The following is a 19,225-nucleotide window of genomic DNA, read 5'->3' as shown; positions in this document are numbered from 1 at the left end:
CAGGAAGAGCCCGTCCAGCCTACGGCGTGGACGGGCTCTTCCGAAGACGGCGAGCGACGAGGCTCAGTGGGCGTGCTCACCCCGGTAGTACTCGAACACGAAGCCGCAGGCGACGACCGCACCGACGGTGAACCCGATGATGACCAGCCACCACGCGGCGAACGCCGTGCCGTAGACGATCACGCCGAGCGCGAGGGCGCACCACAGCGGCCACCAGGAGTAGGGCGGGAAGAAGCCCAGCTCGCCGGCGCCCTCCGCGATCTCGCCCTCCTTGCGGTCCTCGGGACGCGGGTCCATGCGCGAGGCGTGGAAGCCGAGGTAGAGGGTGACCATGCCGAAGAGCAGCGCGGTCATGACCAGGGCGGACGTGCCGGTCCAGTCCTCGGAGAGGAACCAGTACGCCGGCGCGACGACCGAGATGAACAGTGCGGTGATCCCGAAGATCCAGGCCTCGGCCTTCATCGACCGTCCTCCTCGTTGTCCTCGACACGGTCGCGGAGCATCTCCTCGCGTCCGTGCACGTCAGGTGCGTCGGCGACGTCGCCGTTGCGCTCGGCCTCGTTGTCCCCCAGCTCCATCAGCGCGACCTCGGGGTGGTGCAGGTCGAACGCCGGGGACTCCGAGCGGATGCGCGGCAGGGTGACGAAGTTGTGGCGCGGCGGCGGGCAGCTGGTCGCCCACTCGAGCGAGCGGCCCCAGCCCCACGGGTCGTCGACCACGACCTTCGGGCCCTTGGCGGACACGTAGACGTTGTAGAGGAACGGGAGCGTGGAGGCGCCCAGCAGGAAGGCGCCCACCGTGGAGATCTGGTTGAGCGTGGTGAAGCCGTCCTCGGGCAGGTAGTCGGCGTAGCGACGGGGCATGCCCTCGACACCGAGCCAGTGCTGCACCAGGAAGGTGAGGTGGAAGCCGATGAACAGGACCCAGAAGTGCAGCTTGCCCAGGCGCTCGTCCAGCATCCTGCCGGTCATCTTCGGCCACCAGAAGTAGAAGCCGGCAAACATCGCGAACACCACGGTGCCGAACACGACGTAGTGGAAGTGCGCCACCACGAAGTAGGAGTCGGAGACGTGGAAGTCCAGCGGCGGGCTGGCCAGGATCACGCCAGTGAGACCGCCGAAGAGGAAGGTCGTCAAGAAGCCGACAGACCACAGCATCGGGGTGTCGAACGACAGCGACCCGCCCCACATCGTGCCGATCCAGTTGAAGAACTTCACTCCTGTGGGCACGGCGATGAGGAACGTCATGCCGGAGAAGAACGGCAGGTCGACCGCACCGGTGACGTACATGTGGTGGGCCCACACGGCCACGGACAGCATCGCGATGCCGAGGGTCGCGGCCACCAGCCCGACGTAGCCGAAGATCGGCTTGCGGCTGAAGACCGGCAGGATCTCGGAGATGATGCCGAAGAACGGCAGAGCGATGATGTAGACCTCTGGGTGGCCGAAGAACCAGAACAGGTGCTGCCAGAGGATCGGTCCACCGTGCGCCGGGTTGAAGACGTTGGCGCCCAGGATCCGGTCGGCCTCCAGCATGAGGAGGGCACCCGCCAGGATCGGGAAGACCATGATGACCAGCATGCTGGTGATCAGGGTGTTCCACACGAAGATCGGCATCCGGAACATCGTCATGCCGGGCGCACGCATGCAGATGATGGTGGTGATGAAGTTGACGCCTCCCAGGATGGAGCCGAGGCCTGCCATCCAGAGGCCCATGATCCAGAGGTCACCGCCTACGCCGGGACTGCGCACCGCATCCGAGAGCGGCGTGTAGGCGAACCAGCCGAAGTCGGCAGCGCCGCCGGGGGTCAGGAAGCCGGACGCCGCGATGAGCCCACCGAACAGGAACAGCCAGTAGCTGAACATGTTCAGCCGGGGGAACGCCACGTCAGGTGCGCCGATCTGCAGCGGCATGATCACGTTGGCGAAGCCGAAGAACAACGGCGTCGCGAAGAGCAGCAGCATGATCGTGCCGTGCATCGTGAACAGCTGGTTGTAGAGCTGGTCGTTGACGATCTGCGACCCGGGGTAGGCCAGCTCGGAGCGGATCAGCATGGCCATCAGGCCCGCGATGAGGAACCACGCGAACGAGGTGATCAGGTACATCTTGCCGATCAGCTTGTGATCGGTGGTGGTGAGGATCCGGACGACCTGCTCGCCGAGAGGCTTGCGCTCCGGCTGCGGTGGCACCGCAGCGTGTGGCGCGGCGGTGGTTGGGGCGCTCATTCGTTGCTCCCTTCGGAGTCCTCGTCGAGACCGACCTGGTCCTCGACGTCGCTCCCGCCGAGCAGCGGGTCGTCGGCGGTCTGGCCCGCCTCGGCAAGTTCGGCGAGATAGGCGTCGTACTCGGCCTGGCTGACCACCTCGACGTTGAACAGCATGCGCGAGTGGGACACGCCACAGAGCTCGTAGCACTTGCCGGGATAGGTGCCCTCGACAGTCGGGGTGACCTGGAGCTTGTTGACGCGCCCCGGGATGACGTCGAGCTTGGTCAGGAACGACGGCACCCCGAACGAGTGGATCACGTCTGCGGAGTGGAGGTTGAACTGGACGGTCCTGTCCACCGGGAGGACCAGCGTCGGGATGTCCGCGCCGGTGCCGGAGGTGTAGACGTAGGAGTCGTAGGCGAAGTCGTCGTCCTCGCCGGTGGCCGACGTGTCCTGCTCACCGACTCCGTGGTTGAAGGTCCAGGACCACTGCTGCCCCGTCACCTCCACCGTCAGGTCAGGCTCGGGGTCGCGCTCGGTCATGACGTCCTGCACCCGGACGGTGTGGAAGAAGAACACCACGCACATCAGCACGGGGGCGATCGTGTAGAAGACCTCGAGGGGCAGGTTGTAGCGCGTCTGGCGCGGCACCTCATCGTCACTGCGCCGTCGGAACTTGACCACGGCGTAGAAGATCAGGCCCCATACGAGGATGCCGGTCGCCATGGCTGCGACCCAGGCCCACTTCCACAGCTCGTAGGTGAAGGGGCCTTCGGCGCTGGCGCGGTCAGGCATCGCCAGGTTTCGGATCTGGCGCTGGTCGGCCTCGGAGCATCCAGCCAGCACGAGAATCGTCACGCCCAGCAGCGCGATCTTCAGGCTGCGCCGCACCGGCGCACCCGAAAGCTTGGGGACTTGCAGACCCACTGACGAGCCTCTCTCTAGGTCCTTGTCGACGTAAGAAGAGTATCCCCAACCGCCCCCAACGTCCCGGGCAGGGTCAGGTGTCGGTCGATCCGCCCGATCACCGCGCGTGGCCGACCGGCCCCGTGGCATAGGTTGCTCCTGTGAGCGGGGCTGTGACGGGCGAGGGATACCTCGACAGCGCGTCCGCCTCCCCGCTCCACCCGGCCGCCCGAGACGTGCTGCTCGCCGCCCTCGACCAGGGGTACGCCGACCCCCGCCGGCTGCACCGCGCCGGGCGTACGTCACGCCTCCTGCTCGACAACGCCCGCGAGGCCACCGCCGACGCGCTCGGCGTACGCGCCGACGAGGTCACCTTCACCCCCAGCGGCACCCACGCGGTGCACCTGGGGCTGCTGGGGCTGGTGCGCGGCTCGCGACGCGGCGACGTCGTGGTCCACTCGGCCGTCGAGCACTCCGCCGTGGGGCACGCCGTCGCGTGGGGAGCCACCGGCGACGAGGTGGGCGTCATGGGCGACGGCCGCGTCTACGACGGCGATCTCGTCCAGGGAGCGATCGCTCCCGGGACCGCGGTCGTCGCGCTCCAGACGGCCAACCACGAGGTCGGCACCGTCCAGGACGTCGGAGACTTCGAGCTACCCAACGACGTGCCCCTGTTCACCGACGCCCGCGCGTCGATGGGCCGGCTGCCGCTCCCGGGCGGCTGGGCCGCGGCCGCGGGCTCGGCGCACATGTGGGGCGGGCCGGCAGGCGTCGGCGTCCTGCTGGTGCGCAAGCGCGCCCGCTGGCGCAACCCGTTCCCCGGCGACGACCGGGTCGACGAGCGCTCGACGGGGTTCGAGAACGTCCCTGCCGTGCTGGCCGCGGCTGCGGCCCTGCAGGCGGTGGTGGCCGAGCGCGACGAGGTGAACGTCCGCCAGCATGCGCTCGTCGACGTCGTACGCCGACGCGTGGCTGCGGAGGTGCCGGACGTCGAGGTCGTCGGCGACCCCGACCGGCGACTCCCCCACCTGCTGACCTTCTCCTGCCTCTACGTCGACGGCGAGGCGCTGGTGACCGAGCTGGACCGGCTCGGTTTCGGCATCGCGAGCGGATCGGCCTGCACCGCATCCACCCTCACCCCCAGCCACGTCCTCGAGGCGATGGGGGTGCTGACGCACGGCAACGTGCGGCTCTCGCTCGGGCGCGACACGACGCGCGCCGAGGTGGACGCCTTCTGCGACGCGCTCCCGGGCGTCGTGGCCGAGATCCGTGCGCGCGTGGGGCTCTGAGATGACCCACGCCGTCGACCTCGAGCTCGACTGCCGCGAGATGCCGTGCCCGATGCCGGTGATCGAGCTCGCCCGCCACCTCGGCGACGTCGAGGTCGGTGGCCTGCTGGCCGTCGTGGCGCGCGACCCGGCGGCTGCCGTCGACGTGCCGGCGTGGTGCCGGATGAAGCAGCAGGACTACGTCGGGGCGGACGCCGCCGACGACGGCGTCCCGCGCTACGTCGTACGCCGTCTCAGCTGAGGGACGGCGTCCCGACCGACCTCAGGGCCGGATCGTCTCGAGGTGCGGCTCGAAGTCGGCGACGGCCTCGTCGCCGTAGGTCGCCGCGCAGCGGGCCAGGAACGCGCTGCGCGAGATCTCGTACTCCTGGGTGCCGACCTGCTCGACGACGTAGACGGCCAGCAGGCAGCCGAGCTGCGCGGCGCGCTCGTGTCCCAGGCCCCAGCTGAGGGCGGCGAGGAAGCCGGCGCGGAACGCGTCACCGACGCCGGTGGGCTCGACCTTCTCGATCTCGGGGACGGCCTGGACGACGACCGACTCCTCGCCCTGGCGGTCGATGCGCACGCCGGCGGGGCCGAGGGTCACCACCCACGTGCCGACGCGCGAGAGGACCTCCTCGGCGCTCCAGCCGGTCTTCTGGGTGATGAGGCTGGCCTCGTACTCGTTGGAGAACAAGATCTCGGCGCCGTCGATCAGCGGCCGGATCAGGTCGCCGTCGCCGAAGGCGAGCTGCTGCGAGGGGTCGGCGAGGAAGCGGTAGCCGCGCTGGCGGCACTCCTCGGTGTGGCGCAGCATCCCCTGCGGGTCGTCGGGGCCGATGATCACGTAGTCGGGCTCGCCCACGCGGTCGACGATGGGCTTGAGCTCGATCTCGCGCGACTCGCTCATGGCACCGGCGTAGAAGCTGGCGATCTGCGCGTGCGCGCTGTCGTTGGTGCACACGAAGCGCGCGGTGTGCCGCGTCTCGGAGACGTGCACGGAGTCGCAGTCGACGTTGTGGCGCTGGAGCCACGCGCGGTAGTCGGCGAAGTCCTCGCCGACCGCCCCGACCAGCACCGGGCGCAGGCCCAGGTTGCCGAGTCCGAAGCAGATGTTGGCGGCACAACCACCGCGGCGCACCTCCAGGTCCTCGACCAGGAAGGACACCGACAGCTTGTCGAGCTGGTCGACGACCAGGCTGTCGGAGAACCGACCCGGGAAGGACATCAGGTGGTCGGTCGCGATGGATCCGGCAACGAGGAGGGACACGACGCGAAACACTACCTTCCGGTACACCTCGGGATACCACGCAGTAGCCAATAGCGTCGTGACCATGACGACGTCACAACACCCCGCGCACCTGGTCCACGACGAGCTGGCGACCCCCGACGAGATGGCCGCCGACTGCCGGGCGGTCGGTCGCCACCTGCGCCTCGAGCGCGCCGCCGTCGCCGCGCCCCCCAGCATCCGCTACGAGGACTACCCCGCCGAGGTCGGCAAGCGCGAGATCCGGGTCTCCGACGCCGCTGCGCGCATCGCGAACGCACTCCACCTGCACCTGGACTAGGCGCCGCCCCCGGCAACGACGAAGGGCCCCGGCCGATCGGCTGGGGCCCTTCGTCGTGCGTCAGATCAGTGGAACGAGTCACCGCACGCGCACGAACCGGTCGCGTTGGGGTTGTCGATCGTGAAGCCCTGCTTCTCGATGGTGTCGACGAAGTCGATCTCGGCACCGTTGAGGTAGGGGACGCTCATCCGGTCGACGACGACGGTCACGCCGTCGAAGTCGGTGGTGACGTCGCCGTCGAGCGTGCGCTCGTCGAAGAAGAGCTGGTAGCGCAGGCCCGAGCAGCCACCGGGCTGCACGGAGATGCGCAGGGCCAGGTCGTCGCGGCCCTCCTGCTCGAGGAGGCTCTTGATCTTGCCGGCAGCGACGTCGGACAGGTTGATCTGGTCGGTGCGGCGCTCAGTGGTCTCGACCTGCTCGGTCATCTCATCACTCCAGAAAGTATCGGGGTCTCGCTCGTTCCAATGGTCGCACACCCGGGGATATTCCCCGACCCCACGAGGCGACCGGGCCTCAGCGCGACCAGGTCCGCGCCACGCGCTGCGCGAGGTCGGCCAGCGCCTCGGCCGGGGCGGCGTACGCCCGCTCCTCCCCCACCAGCTCGACCAGGGAGTACGCCGACTCGATCCCGAGCGCGCGCATCTCCCGCGAGCCGACCAGCACCTGACCGGCCAGCGCGATGCAGGGGCGCAGCGCCTCCGAGGCCACTCCGGCCACGCCGTAGGGCACCTTGCCGGCGCGGCTGGAGAAGTCGAAGGCCCCCTCGCCGGTGACGACGAGGTCGCAGCGCCCGGCCCGCTCGGCGAGCGAGACCGCTGCGGTGACCAGGTCGATGCCCGGCTCGCGGGAGGCGCCCAGGACCAGGAGGGCGTAGCCGATGCCGCCGGCGGCTCCGGCGCCCTTGTCGAGGGACGTACGCCGGTCGGTGGCGGTCGCGAACGCCTCGAGCCAGCCGTCCACCTCGGCGATCCGCTCCTCGCCGATGCCCTTCTGCGGCCCGAAGGTCTTGGTGGCCCCGAAGAGCCCGGTGAGCGGGATGTCGACGTCGCTGGCGGCCACGAGGGTGACGCCGTCGAGGCGTGCGCGGGCCGCGGACAGGTCGACGCCGCCCGCGCCTGCCAGGGCCGCCGGCCCGGCGTCGAGCGCAACGTCCGCAGTGGCCCCGAGCGCCGCGAGCAACCCGGCTCCGCCGTCGTTGGTGCCCGTGCCGCCGAGCCCGACCACGACGGTCCGGGCACCGGCGTCCACCGCGGCCAGCAGCAGCTCCCCCACCCCGCGGCTGGTCGCCGTCTCCGGGTCGCCGTCGACCAGGTGCAGGCCGGCGGCCTGCGCGCTCTCGACGTACGCCGTGTCACCGACCCGCAGCACCACGGCCGGCACCGGCGCGCCGTTTGGCCCGCTGACGGTGACCGCCGACAGCTCCCCGCCCAGTGCGGCGTGGAGCACGTCGACGAAGCCCGGTCCCCCGTCCGCCATCGGCGCGAGGTCGAGCTCGTCGCCGGGCGCATGCCGGCGCCAGCCCTCGGCGATGGCGTCCGCGGCCTGCACCGCGGTGAGGGTGCCGGCGAACTTGTCCGGGGCGATGAGCACGCGCATGGCGCCATCCTCGCAGTGGAGCCGTCCGGCATGCTGGCCGCATGAGCCTTGACCCGATCGTCGCCGAAGTGACCGTGCCGGTGACCCCCACCGAGGCCTTCGTCGGCTTCACCGCCCAGATGGGCGAGTGGTGGGACCCCATGGTGAGCCCCGAGCCCGCCACCTACAGCGGCATCGCGATCGACCCCAACGGTCCCGTCGAGATGGTGCACGGCGACGAGCAGTTCACGTGGGGCCGGGTGATGGAGTGGGACCCGATCGGCCGCTACGCGCAGGAGTTCTGGCTCGGTCACCCCGAGGACGAGGCGACCGTCCTCGACGTCCGCTTCACCGAGGCGGAGGCCGGAGGCACCCTCGTGCGTCTGGTGCACAGCGGCTGGCAGCCGAGCACCGAGAGCGTCCGCGAGGGCTACACGGACTGGCAGCGGCTCCTCGAGCGCTACGCCGCGCACGTGTCGTGAGCGGGGCGCTCGTCCGGCCGATGCGCGAGGACGACCTCGAGGCGTGCGAGCGGCTGAGCTCGCGGGCCTTCCTCGAGCTGGACCAGAGGACCTATCAACGCGACTGGCCCGAGCCGACCGAGAGACCGGAGAGCAGGTCGCAGGACTGGGTCCGACGCAGCGCCCACCTGCTCGGCACCGACGCGGCAGGTTGCTGGGCCGCGGAGGTCGACGGACGAATCGTGGGCTTCGCGACATCGCTGCGCCGCGAGACGCTGTGGGTGCTGGCTTCCTTCGCGGTGCGACCCGGGCTCCAGGGACGCGGCATCGGACGCGAGCTGCTCGCCGCGGCCTCGCAGCACTCGCGTGGCTGCCTGCGGGGCATGCTCAACGCGTCGCAGGACCAGCAGGCCCTCCGCCGCTACCGCCTCGCCGGTTTCGACACGCTGCCCCAGGTCGTGCTGTGGGGGCGGGTCGATCGCGGGCTGATCCCGGTCGTCGACCGGGTCCGCGACGGTGGTGCGGCCGACTACGACCTGATGGACTCACTGGACCGTCGCGCCCGGGGTGCAGCTCACGGACCCGACCACGAGGTCCTTGCCTCGCAATTCCACCTCCTGGTCCTCGACCACAACACGGGGCAGGGTTACGCGTGGGTGGACGCCAAGGGCGGTGTCGCCTGCCTTGCCGCCGACAACAGACGTACAGCCCAGCGGCTCATGTGGGCAGCGCTGGCTGGGTCCGACCCGGACGTTCCGGTCGAGGTCGCGCACGTCTCCCCTGCCAACCAGTGGGCGATGGAGGTCGCCACCGCTGCCCGCCTGGAGATCCATCCGCGCGGGTTCCTCGCGCTGCGCGGCATGAAGGACCCGATGCCGTACATCCCGCACTCGACGTTGCTCTGAGGAACTCCTAGAGCTGCGAGCCCGGCTCGAGGCGCGCACCCGCGGCGACCTCGCCTGCCACGCGTGAGTCGCGCCCGACGAGGACCACGTCCTCGTCGCGGGCCAGCCGCGCGGACGACTCGGCCCCGACCCGGGCGCGTGCCGCCACCTCGCATCGCTCGTCCAGCACGGACGTACGCACCACGGCGCCGGCACGGACCACGCAGTCCTCCATCAGCACGCTGTCGTGCACCTCGGCGCCCTTCTCGACCACCACGCCGGGGCCGAGCACGCTGCCGGTGACGAGTCCGGAGACGTCGGCGCCCGGCGAGAGCGCGGAGTCACGGCACTCCCCCGCAGCTCGCAGGCGCGCCGCCGGCCGGTCGGGCCAGTGCGAGATGACGGGGCGGTCAGGATGGTCGAAGACGTCGACCCTGCCTGCCAGCAGGTCGCGGTGGGCCTGGAGGTAGAGGCCGGGCTGCCCGACGTCGCGCCAGTAGCCGGTGAGGGGCACGGCGGCGACCCTCCCGCCCTCGACGAGGCGCGGGAGCAGGTGCTCACCGAAGTCCCCGATGCCGCTGTCGCCCGCAGCCGTGTCCTGGGGGTCCTGACCGGGGGCCAGCTCCCGGCGCAGGTCCTGGAGCGTCGCGAGCAGCACCTCGGTGTCGTAGACGAAGATCTCGGTCGCCACCGTGCCGGCCGAGGGCCGCGACGGCTTGTGCTCCACACCGGTCACGGTGCCGTCGCGTCCGGGGAGCACCACGACGTTGTCCGAGGCGTCCTTCTTGGTCACCTCGCTGGTGAGCACGGTCGCCGCGCGTCCCGAGGCGACGTGCTCCTCGATCACCGGCGCGAGGTCCATGTTGAAGACGTGGTCGGCGCTGCACACGACGAGCGTGCGGGCACCGAACGCGGCGATGTCGGCGGACATCCGCAGGAGCAGGTCGCCGTTGCCGAAGGCGAAGCCGCTCTCGGTCGCGGGGCCGGTGCCGGTCTGCGGGATGATCCGACGGAAGCCTCCCCGGTTGCGGTCCAGCGACCACGGTCGACCGCCGGAGAGGTAGTCGTCGATCGAGGTGACCTGGTACTCCAGCGACACCCAGACGTCGGCGAGGTCGGCGTGCACCATCGCGGACATGGCGAAGTCGATGAGGCGGTGGACGCCGCCGTACGGCAGGGCGGGCTTGGCGCGCTCCCGGGTCAGCACGTCCATGCGGGAGCCCTGCCCGCCCGCCTGGACCAGGGCCAGCACCTCACCGCGTCGTGGCATGGCCGAAGCATGGCACGCGGACCGGCGCCGGACGTCCCTCCCTCCGGGTAGGACGTGGGGCTGTCCCCGACGCGCCCTAGGATCGACGCATGAGCCTCGTCGACCTGCCGCTCCTCCCCCTCGGCAAGGGCCGCGACCTCGACGCCGAGCGCGGCGTCGAGTGTCCCGGTGACCTCCCGGCAGCGTCCGACCCCGGCCTCGTGGAGCGCGCCCGCGCCGCCAAGGCCGCCCTCGGCGAGCGGGTGTTCGTCCTCGGCCACCACTACCAGCGCGACGAGGTCATCCAGTTCGCCGACGTCACCGGCGACTCCTTCAAGCTCGCCCGCGACGCCGCCGCCCGGCCGGCGGCCGAGTTCATCGTCTTCTGCGGCGTGCACTTCATGGCCGAGTCGGCCGACATCCTCACCTCGCCGGCGCAGCAGGTCGTGCTGCCCGACCTCGCGGCCGGGTGCTCGATGGCCGACATGGCCCGCCTGCGCCAGGTGGAGGACGCCTGGGACGCGATGGCCGACGCCGGCATCCAGGACGTCGTCGTCCCGGTGACCTACATGAACTCCAGCGCCGACATCAAGGCCTTCTGCGGCCGCAACGGGGGCGTGGTCTGCACGTCGTCCAACGCCGACGTCGCGCTCGACTGGGCGTTCGCGCAGAAGGGCGATGGCGACGCCAAGATCCTCTTCCTCCCCGACCAGCACCTCGGCCGCAACACCGCCGTCCTCCAGATGGGCATCGCCCTCGACGAGTGCGTGGTGTGGGACCCGCACCAGCCCGGCGGCGGCCTCACCGTCGAGGAGCTCCAGAAAGCCCGGATGATCCTGTGGAAGGGCCACTGCTCGGTGCACGGCCGTTTCTCCGAGGACGTCGTCGACGAGCTGCGCGTCAAGCACCCCGGCATCAACATCCTCGTGCACCCCGAGTGCAAGCACGAGGTCGTCCTCAAGGCCGACCTGGTCGGCTCGACCGAGTTCATCATCAAGACCATCGAGGCCGCCGAGCCCGGCACGGTGTGGGCGATCGGCACCGAGCTCAACCTCGTCAAGCGCCTGGCCGACGCCCACCCCGACAAGACGATCGTCTTCCTCGACCGCAACGTCTGCTACTGCTCGACGATGAACCGCATCGACCTGCCCCACCTGGTCTGGGCACTGGAGAACCTCGTCGCCGGCACGGTGGTCAACCAGGTCACCGTCGACCCCGAGACCGAGGCCGACGCGCTCGTGGCGCTGCAGCGGATGCTCGACCTCCCCGGCAAGTCGCACCGCGACTGAGCCACCGCCGTCGATGGCCCTGCCGAGGATCAGCCACGCCGAGCGTCGTCGCCGGATCGCCGTACGCCAGGCCGTGGCGCCCGCCCACCGTCTCGGCAGCGTCGAGGCGGTGACCCGGGCGATGACCGTGCTGCACGCGACCGAGGCCGCGACGGTGCACCTCGCCGTCGCCGCCCGGTCCGAGGGTCTCGACGTCGACGACGTCGACCACGCGCTCTACGACCAGCGCAGCATCGTCAAGCAGCTGGCCATGCGGCGCACGCTCTTCGTCTTCCCCCGCGACCTCCTGCCCGCGGCGTGGGGAAGCGCGTCGGCGCGTGTCGCGACGGCGGAACGCAAGCGGGTCGCCAAGATGGTCGAGGGAGCCGGGCTCGCCGACGATGGCGCCGCCTGGCTCGACGCCGCGCGCGCCGCCACCCTCGCCAGGCTCGCCGACGGCCCCGCGACCACGGCCGAGCTCCGCGCCCAGGTGCCCGAGCTGGCTGGCTCCGTCGGCGGCGACACCGACAAGCCGTACGACCGGCCCGTGCCCGTCGCCCCCTGGGTGCTGACCCACCTCGGCCTGACCGCTGCCGCGTTCCGCGGTCGCAACGCCGGGCACTGGCGGGTCAACAAGCCGACCTGGGCCACCGCCGAGGAGTGGCTCGGCGAGGCGCAGGAGCCGTGGGACGAGGCCACCGGCTACGCCGAGCTGGTCCGCCGCTGGCTGGCCACCTTCGGCCCCGGCACCGCAGCCGACATCCAGTGGTGGCTCGGGTCGACCAAGACCGCCGTGACCCGGGCGCTCGCCGAGGTCGGTGCCGTGGAGGTCGTCCTCGACGACGCGACGACCGGCTGGGTGCTGCCCCACGACACCGCCGACACTCCTCCCGTGGAGCCGTGGGCCGCGCTGCTGCCGACGCTCGACCCGACCGTGATGGGCTGGAAGTCGCGCGACTTCTACCTCGACCCCGTCCACGGGAAGCGTCTCTTCGACACCAACGGCAACGCCGGCACCACCGCGTGGTGGGACGGCCGGGTCGTGGGGTGCTGGGTGCAGGACGACTCCGGAGCCGTACGCCTCTCGCTGCTCGAGGACGTCGAACCAGCGGGCCTGGTCGCGCTGGAGCGGGAGGCCGACCGGCTGACGCGGTGGCTCGACGGCACCGTGGTGGGCACCGTCTACTCCTCTCCGCAGATGAAGCAGGCCCGGCTCTCGCTGACGGCCTAGGCGCGGTCCGGCGCGGGCAGCTCGAACCAGAAGACCGCCCCGCCCCCGGAGCGGTCCTCGACCCCCATGGACCCGCCGTGGGCCTCGACGATGCGGCGGCAGGTGGCCAGCCCGATCCCCGAGCCGTCGACGGTCTTGTCGAGACGGGCGAGCGGCGCGAAGATCCGCTCGTGCTGGTCGGGGGGGATGCCGCGTCCGCGGTCGCGCACCTCGATGCGGTGGTGCTTGTCCAGCGCGCGGGCGTCCACCTCGATGTCCGGCGCTGCGCCGGCGGGGCTGAACTTCGCCGCGTTGTCGACGAGGTTCATCAGCACCGATCGCAGCTGCGGGCCGTCGCCACGCACCGTCGGGAGGGAGCCCACGGCGACGTGCACGCGACCGACCCGGCCGGCGAGGTCGTCGAGCGCCGCGTCGAGCTCCTCCCCTAGGTCGACGAGGTCGTCCCCGGGTGCGGCGCCCTGCGCTGCGAAGTCCAGCAGGCCGCCGATCATCTCCGTCATCCGCTCCACGCCCCGGCGGGCACGGGCGACGGTGTCCACCTGGTAGGGGTCGGTCACCTCGAGCTCGAGGCTCTCCAGGGACAGCGAGATCGAGGTGAGCGGGTTCTTCAGGTCGTGGCTGACCTGGCCTGCGAAGTGCGCGAGGCGCTCGTTGGAGGTGGCCAGGCGAGCGTTGACCTCCCGCAGGCGTCGCGAGGCGAGCTCGAGCTCCAGCACGTCGACGACGCGGTCGGCGAGCTGGGCGAGGCCGCGGGCGGCCTCGTCGTCCACCGCGTGGGTCGCGCTGTCGAAGACGCAGAGCGTGCCGATGACGACACCGGACGGCGTGGTCAGCGGGTGGGAGCCGTAGAACTTCACGTCGCCGACCTCGCCCGTGGTCCACGGGCTGTCAGCGAACCGGCGATCGCTCCTCGCGTCCTCGAGCATGATGGGCTGGCCGGACTCCACCACCACGCGGCACAACGCGTCCTCGCGGGCGGAGTCCGTGCCCTCGAAACCGGTCGTGGCGACCTGGTGCTGGGTGTCGGCGGTGAAGAGGTTGACAGCGGCGAAGGGCACCCCGGCCACCCGGGCCGCCAGCTCCACCAGCGCGTCGAGCTCGCGGCGCGGCGGGCGGTCGAGGGCGTCGTACGCCGCCAGCACCCGCTCGCGGCGCGCGTCGGTGTCGCTGCGCGCCGTCACAGCCCCGGCGCCTTCCACACGGCGAGCCAGCGCTGCAGGTCCGGCTCCATCGGCAGCTCGTCGGCGAGCAGGTCGCGCACGGACAGCTCCAGCAGGGTGTCACGCGACTGGGGGCCGCTCGGTGAGAACGGGTAGAAGGTGCCCTGCTTGTAGAGGTAGGTGAGCCCGAAGCGCTGGCCGGAGGCGTTGGCGAAGGGGACCATCGAGCAGAGCAGGCCGCTGTCGAAGCCGTTGAGCTCCAGGGTGGTGTTGACGGCGTGGAGGTCGGTGCAGAGGCCCGACATGTCGCCCGGGTCGCCCGTCACCACGAGCCAGGTGAAGCCATAGTCGTCCTGGCTCACGCTCACCTGTGGCGCCTCGGCGTCGTCGCGCAGCAGCGCCACCACGTCCTGCTGGGTCTGCGCGAACGCCGCGCCCGCGGCCGAGCGGTGGCAGACCGAGCCGGAGCCCGTCGGCTCGAAGCCCAGCGCCGTCTGGAGCGTGATCGCGGCGCTCGGCACGAGGAACAGCGCATCGAGGTTGTTGCGTTTCGGCTGCGTCCTCGCGCGCATCGCCTCCCACAGACCCATCGGCCCTCAGCCCGCCGGCCGGCTGAGCTCGGTCTGGATCCGCGCCAGCTGGGACAGCCGGCGCTCGAGCGGCGGGTGGGTGGCCATCAGGCCGCTGAGGCCGCCGCTCAGCGCCGGGACGATGCACAGGGCGCTGGCCGCGCTGGCGGCCCGCAGGTCACGGGTGGGGATGGCGGCGACCTCGCCGCTGATCTTCTGCAGGGCCGACGCGAGGGCGGCGGGCTTGAGCGTCAGGTAGGCGCCGGCCCGGTCGGCACTCAGCTCGCGGTAGCGCGAGAGCAACCGCAGCGACAGGAAGCTGACCGCGTAGACCACGAGGGCGACCACGACGGCGATCAGCACGGCCGGCAGCGCGCTGTTGTTGTTGCGCGAGCGGCCCATGCCGCCGAACTGGGCGAAGCGCAGCAGCAGGCCGGCGGCGATGCCGGCCGACGACGCCACGGTCATCACGAGCACGTCGCGGTGCGCCACGTGGCTCAGCTCGTGCGCCAGGACCGCCTCGAGCTCCTCGGCGTCCAGGGTCTGCAGGATCCCGGTCGTGACGCACACGACCGACCGCTCGGGCGAGCGACCGGTGGCGAACGCGTTCGGGACGGCCATGTCGGCCACACCCACGCGCGGCTTGGGCATGTCGGCCAGGGCGCAGAGCCGGTCGATCATCCCGTGCAGCTCCGGCGCCTCCTCGGGCGACACCTCGCGGGCCCGCATGGCTCGCATGGCGACCTTGTCCGAGCTCCACCACTGCCAGAACGCCATGCCCACCGCGATGAGCGCGACCGCGACCGCTCCGCCCGGGCTGCGGACGAAGGCGATGACGGCGACGACGAGACCGACGTAGAGCGCACCGAGCAGGAAGAGGGTGAGGGTCATCCGGACGGTCAGCCCGGAGTCCTTGATGAAGCGCGACGAGGCCATCGAGGACCGGTCAGCCGGGGATCAGGCCGTCGTCACCCAGGAGCTCGCGGACCTCGTCGATGGTGGCGTCGGGTGGCGGCAGGATGAGGTCGGACTCGTCGAGGGAGTCCAGCTCGTGGTGCGTGCCACTGGACCGGACCGCCGACAGGAGTCCCTGGAGCGCGGTGCGGAACATCGCCTCGTCGCCGGACTCGATGGCCTGCTCGATCTGGTTGTCGAGGCCGTTGAGGGCGTCGAGGGCGTGGTCGTCGAGGTCGTACTGACCCTCGCCGAGGATGCGGACGATCATGCCCGACCGCCCTCGGTCGACTCGCCGTCGGCCTTCACGGCCTCCGGCTCGCCCGCGAGGATGTCGCCGCCCCCGTCGGAGGCCTCGATCGCCTGCGGCGGGGCGCTGCTCGCCTTGAGCCGGGCCAGCTCGGACTCGACGTCGGAGCCGGAGCTCAGCGCGTCGAGCTCGCGGGAGATGTCGTCGCCGGCGTTGAGCTGCGAGGCGTCGTCGAGCGCGCCGGAGGCGATCAGCTCGTCGATCGCCTGGCCACGAGCCTGCATCTGCGCGGTCTTGTCCTCGGCGCGCTGGATCGCCAGGCCCACGTCGCCCATCTCCTCGCCGATGCCCGACATCGCCTCGCCGATGCGCGTCTGCGCCTCGGCGGCGGTGTAGGTGGCCTTGATGGTCTCCTTGCGGGTGCGGAAGGCCTCGACCTTGGCCTGCAGCCGCTGCTGGGCCAGGACGAGCTTCTCCTCCTCGCCCTGGAGCGTGGCCTGCTGCTCCTTGAGCGCGGTGATCTGCGACGCCAGGCCCGACTTGCGGGTCAGCGCCTCGCGCGCGAGGTCCTCGCGACCGGCGCCGATGGCCTTCTCGGCCTGGCCCTGGAGCTTGGCGGCCTGCTGCTCGAGCTGGTTGACCTGCAGCTCGACGCGCTTGCGGCTGGTGGCGACGTCCGCGACGCCTCGCCGGACCTTCGAGAGCAGCTCGAGCTGGCGCTGGTAGCTGTAGTCGAGGGTCTCGCGGGGGTCCTCCGCCTTGTCCAGGGCCGTGTTGGCCTTGGAGCGGAAGATCAGGCTGATGCGCTTCATGAGACTCATCGGGGTGGAAACCCTCTCTCGGTACGGCTGGGTCGTCCCTCTCACCCTAGGACCAAACCCAAGCCGGAGGTAGGACATCCGGCGACCGCGTCCGCGCGGGCGTACGGCGATAGGCTGGGGGGAGCATCCGATCCAGTGAAGGCAGCACGCGTGTTCCGACGTACCCAGTCCCAGCCGGAGACCCCCCTCGCCCCCGAGAAGGTGGGCGGCAAGGGCCGCCCGACGCCCTCGCGCAAGGAGGCCGAGGCCGCTGCCCGTGCCCGCGCCAAGGTGCCCCGGACCCGCAAGGAGCAGGTGGCCGCGCAGCGCGCCGCCCGCGGCGACACCTCGCGCAAGATGCGCGAGGCGATGAAGACCGGCGACGAGCGCTACCTGCCCAGCCGCGACCGCGGACCCGTGCGCCGCTTCATCCGCGACTTCGTCGACTCCCGATTCTCCTTCATCGAGCTGATGGTGCCGCTGCTCATCGTGTCGATGGTGCTGGGCTACTCCGGCAACAGCGGCATGATCCAGCTCGGCAACACGGTGCTCTTCACGACGCTCCTGGTGATCATCGTCGACATCGTCATGCTGCGCTTCCGGCTGCGCCGCGAGCTCGCCCGTCGCTTCCCGGACGAGTCCACCAAGGGCTCCACCCTCTACGCCGCCATGCGCTCGCTGCAGATGAAGTTCCTGCGCCTGCCCAAGGCCCAGGTCCGGATCGGCGAGAAGCTGCCCGAGAACTACCGATGAGCCACTCGCACGCGGGCGGCCCGACCGCCGACGTCTCCGTGCGCATCGCCTGGGCCGACGACGCCGAGGCGATCGCCGCGGTGCAGGTGCGCGCGTGGCCCGAGCTCTACGCCGGCGTGCTGCCGGCCGAGGTGCTGCCGACCGACGTCGACGCCGTGTCGGCGCAGTGGCGCCAGGTGCTCGCCCGGCCTGCCGACGCCCGCAACCGCGTGCTCGTCGCCCTCGAGCGCAACCGGGTGGTCGGCTTCACGCTGACCTCCCCCGCGCTCGACCCCGACTGCGACCCGGTCGCCGACGGCGAGCTCGCCGAGGTCACCCTCGACCCCGCCGAGCGGGCCAAGGGCCACGGGTCGCGGCTGCTGCAGGCTGCGGTCGACACCCTGGCCGCGGACCGGTTCACCCGGGCCGTCACCTGGGTCAACGCCGGCGACGACGGGCTGCGCACTTTCTTCACCGACGCCGGTTGGGCGGCCGACTCCGCGCACCGCGAGCTCGACCTGGACGGGACCGGGACGACGACGGTCAAGCAGGTCCGGCTCCACACCGCGATCGCCTGACCCACCACGCCGCCACGCCGAATCCACCCCTGGGTGTCTTGCTTTTCGTGTGACGGCCGTCACTATGGAGGTCCGGCCACCTCGCCGGTCCAGCACGGGGGTTCGACATGTTCGGTCCGCTTCCACCACTCCACAAGTGGGTACTCGTCCTCGCCGCGGTCCTCGTCTGCATGGGGATCGGCTTCTGGGTCGGCGCCGTCCCGGAGATCCCGCTCAACATCAGGGTCGGCCTGGTCGCCGGCGCCGGTGCAGGCATCGCCGCGGCGTTCGTGCTGGTCCACGACTTCCACCGGCGGCAACGGCCGGCCGTGCGCGTACGCCGTCACGAGCCCTAGCCGGCGCCCCGCCGACGCGGACCGTCGGCCGGGCATGTCCTAGCCTTCCGGCGTGAGCGACGCCGTGCTGGATCCCGCCGAGCGATCGGGGATCCTCCGCGACAGCCTCGCCGTGGGGGTGGCGACCGGTGCGTACGGGCTCGGGTTCGGCGCCGTCGCGGTCGCCTCCGGTCTCACCGTCGCCCAGACGTGCGTGCTGTCCCTGCTGATGTTCACCGGGGCCAGCCAGTTCGCGCTGGTCGGCGTCGTCGCCGCCGGCGGGAGCCCGCTCTCGGGCGCCGCGACGGCGCTCCTCCTCGGCACCCGCAACACGCTCTACGGCCTCCGCATGGCACCGCTGCTGCAGTTGCGGGGCTGGCGCCGCGCGGGTGCCGCCCACGTCCTCATCGACGAGTCGACGGCGATGTCGGTCGGTCGCGACGGCACCCCCGCGGCCCGGCTCGGCTTCCTCGCCACCGGGATCGCCGTGTTCGTCCTGTGGAACCTCGCCACCCTGGTGGGGGCCCTGGCCGGCGGGGCCGTCGGCGACCCGCGGACCTTCGGTCTCGACGCCGCCGTCGCCGCGGCTTTCCTGGCGCTGCTCTGGCCCCGCCTCAAGGACCGGCGCAACGTGCTCGTCGGCGTGCTGGCCGCAGCCGCCGCGCTGTCGATGGTGCCAGTCAGCCCCGCGGGCGTTCCGGTGCTGGCCGCCGGGGGCGTCGCCCTGCTCGTCGGCGTGCTGGCACGCCGCCCGGACCCCACCGAGATCCCCGGGCCCGACGACGTGGCGGGCGGGCACCCGTGATGTGGACCGCGATCCTGCTGGCCGGCGTCGGCTGCTACCTGCTCAAGCTGGCCGGGCTGTCCCTCCCCGAGCGCGTGCTTGCCCACCCGACCGTCGAGCGGGTGGCCGACCTCATCCCGGTGGCGCTGCTGGCGGCGCTGGTCGCCGTGCAGGCCTTCTCCGACGGCCCCACCCTCACCCTCGACGCACGGGCGCTGGGTCTCGGCTTCGCCTTCGTCGCGCTGATGCTGCGAGCGCCGTTCCTCGTCGTGGTGGTGGGCGCAGCCGTGGTGGCTGCGCTCGCGCGTCTGGCCTGACCTCCGCGGCAGGGCCCGGTCCGGTCAGACGGTATGACGTGACCGCCTCGGCGTGAGGGGGTTGCGGGCCGGGGCCTCTCACATGCATGTACGTGGGTTGTCGGGCAGGAGTGGCCTGCTCGACCTATCCACAGGCATAGGAGGCCCCGGT

The 19,225-nt window shown here is 71.5% G+C and carries 24 protein-coding genes; 12 read left to right on the top strand and 12 right to left on the bottom strand.

The features are described from left to right. Positions 1-63: 63 nt before the first annotated feature. The 3 genes from IRX98_RS19140 to ctaC are packed head-to-tail and all read right to left on the bottom strand — an operon-like array spanning position 64 to position 3,097. The gene (locus IRX98_RS19140; protein ID WP_224279489.1) at positions 64-462 is read right to left on the bottom strand and encodes a cytochrome c oxidase subunit 4; all 399 of its coding nucleotides are present in this window, start codon (positions 460-462) and stop codon (positions 64-66) included. Further along, complete coding sequence (ctaD, locus tag IRX98_RS19135; RefSeq protein WP_224279487.1) at positions 459-2,225, bottom strand: aa3-type cytochrome oxidase subunit I; 1,767 nt, start codon at positions 2,223-2,225, stop codon at positions 459-461. The genes IRX98_RS19140 and ctaD overlap by 4 nt, the downstream gene beginning before the upstream one ends. After that, complete coding sequence (gene ctaC / locus IRX98_RS19130) at positions 2,222-3,097, bottom strand: aa3-type cytochrome oxidase subunit II (protein WP_224279485.1); 876 nt, start codon at positions 3,095-3,097, stop codon at positions 2,222-2,224. Before ctaC ends, ctaD begins: the two co-directional genes overlap by 4 nt. Before the next feature lie 176 nt (positions 3,098-3,273). On the opposite strand from ctaC, the gene IRX98_RS19125 reads away from it, so the two are divergent. Then, on the top strand, positions 3,274-4,401 hold the full coding sequence (locus tag IRX98_RS19125) for a cysteine desulfurase family protein (protein ID WP_224279483.1): 1,128 nt from the start codon (positions 3,274-3,276) through the stop codon (positions 4,399-4,401). Position 4,402: 1 nt separating this feature from the next. Next, positions 4,403-4,642, top strand: coding sequence for a sulfurtransferase TusA family protein (locus IRX98_RS19120; RefSeq protein WP_224279481.1), 240 nt, complete (start codon positions 4,403-4,405; stop codon positions 4,640-4,642). 21 nt (positions 4,643-4,663) lie between these two features. On the opposite strand, the gene IRX98_RS19115 is transcribed toward IRX98_RS19120, so the two are convergent. Then, positions 4,664-5,650, bottom strand: a complete 987-nt coding sequence (locus tag IRX98_RS19115) for a carbohydrate kinase family protein (RefSeq protein WP_224279479.1) — start codon at positions 5,648-5,650, stop codon at positions 4,664-4,666. Between the two features lie 64 nt (positions 5,651-5,714). Here IRX98_RS19115 and IRX98_RS19110 point away from each other — a divergent pair, with 64 nt between their 5' ends. Beyond that, positions 5,715-5,948, top strand: coding sequence for a hypothetical protein (locus IRX98_RS19110; RefSeq protein ID WP_224279477.1), 234 nt, complete (start codon positions 5,715-5,717; stop codon positions 5,946-5,948). A 65-nt stretch (positions 5,949-6,013) separates the two neighbouring features. Here IRX98_RS19110 and erpA read toward each other — a convergent pair whose 3' ends face one another. Together erpA and IRX98_RS19100 are read right to left on the bottom strand one after the other, a co-directional pair. Then, a complete protein-coding gene (erpA, locus tag IRX98_RS19105; protein WP_207081919.1) occupies positions 6,014-6,373 on the bottom strand; it encodes an iron-sulfur cluster insertion protein ErpA in 360 nt (119 codons plus the stop codon). A gap of 88 nt (positions 6,374-6,461) precedes the next feature. Beyond that, a complete protein-coding gene (locus IRX98_RS19100) occupies positions 6,462-7,544 on the bottom strand; it encodes a glycerate kinase family protein (RefSeq protein ID WP_224279475.1) in 1,083 nt (360 codons plus the stop codon). Between the two features lie 41 nt (positions 7,545-7,585). Here IRX98_RS19100 and IRX98_RS19095 point away from each other — a divergent pair, with 41 nt between their 5' ends. Beyond that, positions 7,586-8,005: an SRPBCC domain-containing protein gene (locus IRX98_RS19095; RefSeq protein WP_224279473.1), complete on the top strand. Its 420-nt coding sequence runs from the start codon at positions 7,586-7,588 to the stop codon at positions 8,003-8,005. Beyond that, positions 8,002-8,889 carry a GNAT family N-acetyltransferase gene (locus tag IRX98_RS19090; protein ID WP_224279471.1) on the top strand — a complete coding sequence of 296 codons (888 nt, stop codon included), beginning with the start codon at positions 8,002-8,004 and terminating at the stop codon, positions 8,887-8,889. The genes IRX98_RS19095 and IRX98_RS19090 overlap by 4 nt, the downstream gene beginning before the upstream one ends. 7 nt (positions 8,890-8,896) lie before the next feature. Here the strand turns inward: IRX98_RS19090 and IRX98_RS19085 are convergent, their stop codons facing one another. Beyond that, entirely contained in the window at positions 8,897-10,138 is a 1,242-nt protein-coding gene (locus tag IRX98_RS19085) for a glucose-1-phosphate adenylyltransferase family protein (protein WP_224279470.1), read from the bottom strand. 89 nt (positions 10,139-10,227) lie between these two features. Between IRX98_RS19085 and nadA the strand changes: the two genes are divergently transcribed. Further along, on the top strand, positions 10,228-11,406 hold the full coding sequence (gene nadA, locus IRX98_RS19080; RefSeq protein ID WP_224279469.1) for a quinolinate synthase NadA: 1,179 nt from the start codon (positions 10,228-10,230) through the stop codon (positions 11,404-11,406). Positions 11,407-11,419: 13 nt separating this feature from the next. Further along, complete coding sequence (locus tag IRX98_RS19075) at positions 11,420-12,616, top strand: winged helix DNA-binding domain-containing protein (protein WP_224279468.1); 1,197 nt, start codon at positions 11,420-11,422, stop codon at positions 12,614-12,616. Here the strand turns inward: IRX98_RS19075 and IRX98_RS19070 are convergent. From IRX98_RS19070 to IRX98_RS19050, 5 genes are read right to left on the bottom strand one after another with little or no spacing between them, the layout of a single operon-like run. Beyond that, a complete protein-coding gene (locus tag IRX98_RS19070) occupies positions 12,613-13,797 on the bottom strand; it encodes a sensor histidine kinase (protein WP_224279467.1) in 1,185 nt (394 codons plus the stop codon). The two genes, IRX98_RS19075 and IRX98_RS19070, sit on opposite strands and share 4 nt — an antisense overlap. Then, positions 13,794-14,366, bottom strand: coding sequence for a PspA-associated protein PspAB (gene pspAB, locus IRX98_RS19065; RefSeq protein WP_224279466.1), 573 nt, complete (start codon positions 14,364-14,366; stop codon positions 13,794-13,796). The genes IRX98_RS19070 and pspAB overlap by 4 nt, the downstream gene beginning before the upstream one ends. A 6-nt stretch (positions 14,367-14,372) precedes the next feature. Further along, complete coding sequence (gene htpX / locus IRX98_RS19060) at positions 14,373-15,281, bottom strand: zinc metalloprotease HtpX (protein ID WP_224279465.1); 909 nt, start codon at positions 15,279-15,281, stop codon at positions 14,373-14,375. 10 nt (positions 15,282-15,291) lie between these two features. After that, positions 15,292-15,570 (bottom strand): PspA-associated protein PspAA, encoded by a 279-nt coding sequence (pspAA, locus tag IRX98_RS19055; protein ID WP_207081928.1) that lies wholly within the window; start codon positions 15,568-15,570, stop codon positions 15,292-15,294. Further along, complete coding sequence (locus tag IRX98_RS19050) at positions 15,567-16,370, bottom strand: PspA/IM30 family protein (RefSeq protein WP_224279464.1); 804 nt, start codon at positions 16,368-16,370, stop codon at positions 15,567-15,569. Before IRX98_RS19050 ends, pspAA begins: the two co-directional genes overlap by 4 nt. A 150-nt stretch (positions 16,371-16,520) precedes the next feature. On the opposite strand from IRX98_RS19050, the gene IRX98_RS19045 reads away from it, so the two are divergent. The 5 genes from IRX98_RS19045 to IRX98_RS19025 all read left to right on the top strand — a co-directional run bounded on the left by IRX98_RS19045 (position 16,521) and on the right by IRX98_RS19025 (position 19,074). Further along, entirely contained in the window at positions 16,521-17,102 is a 582-nt protein-coding gene (locus tag IRX98_RS19045) for a DUF3043 domain-containing protein (RefSeq protein ID WP_224279462.1), read from the top strand. Then, on the top strand, positions 17,099-17,659 hold the full coding sequence (locus IRX98_RS19040; protein ID WP_224279460.1) for a GNAT family N-acetyltransferase: 561 nt from the start codon (positions 17,099-17,101) through the stop codon (positions 17,657-17,659). Before IRX98_RS19045 ends, IRX98_RS19040 begins: the two co-directional genes overlap by 4 nt. Positions 17,660-17,766: 107 nt before the next feature. Beyond that, positions 17,767-17,994, top strand: coding sequence for an OapA N-terminal domain-containing protein (locus tag IRX98_RS19035; protein WP_224279458.1), 228 nt, complete (start codon positions 17,767-17,769; stop codon positions 17,992-17,994). Between the two features lie 52 nt (positions 17,995-18,046). Beyond that, positions 18,047-18,778 (top strand): AzlC family ABC transporter permease, encoded by a 732-nt coding sequence (locus IRX98_RS19030; protein WP_224279456.1) that lies wholly within the window; start codon positions 18,047-18,049, stop codon positions 18,776-18,778. Continuing rightward, complete coding sequence (locus IRX98_RS19025) at positions 18,778-19,074, top strand: AzlD domain-containing protein (protein WP_224279454.1); 297 nt, start codon at positions 18,778-18,780, stop codon at positions 19,072-19,074. The genes IRX98_RS19030 and IRX98_RS19025 overlap by 1 nt, the downstream gene beginning before the upstream one ends. The last annotated feature ends 151 nt before the right edge of the window (positions 19,075-19,225 follow it).

Origin of the sequence: Nocardioides lacusdianchii, from assembly GCF_020102855.1 — a bacterium.
Taxonomy (GTDB): domain Bacteria; phylum Actinomycetota; class Actinomycetes; order Propionibacteriales; family Nocardioidaceae; genus Nocardioides; species Nocardioides lacusdianchii.
Note: the sequence above shows the minus strand (reverse complement) of the source record. Positions and strands in the feature narration are given on the sequence as shown.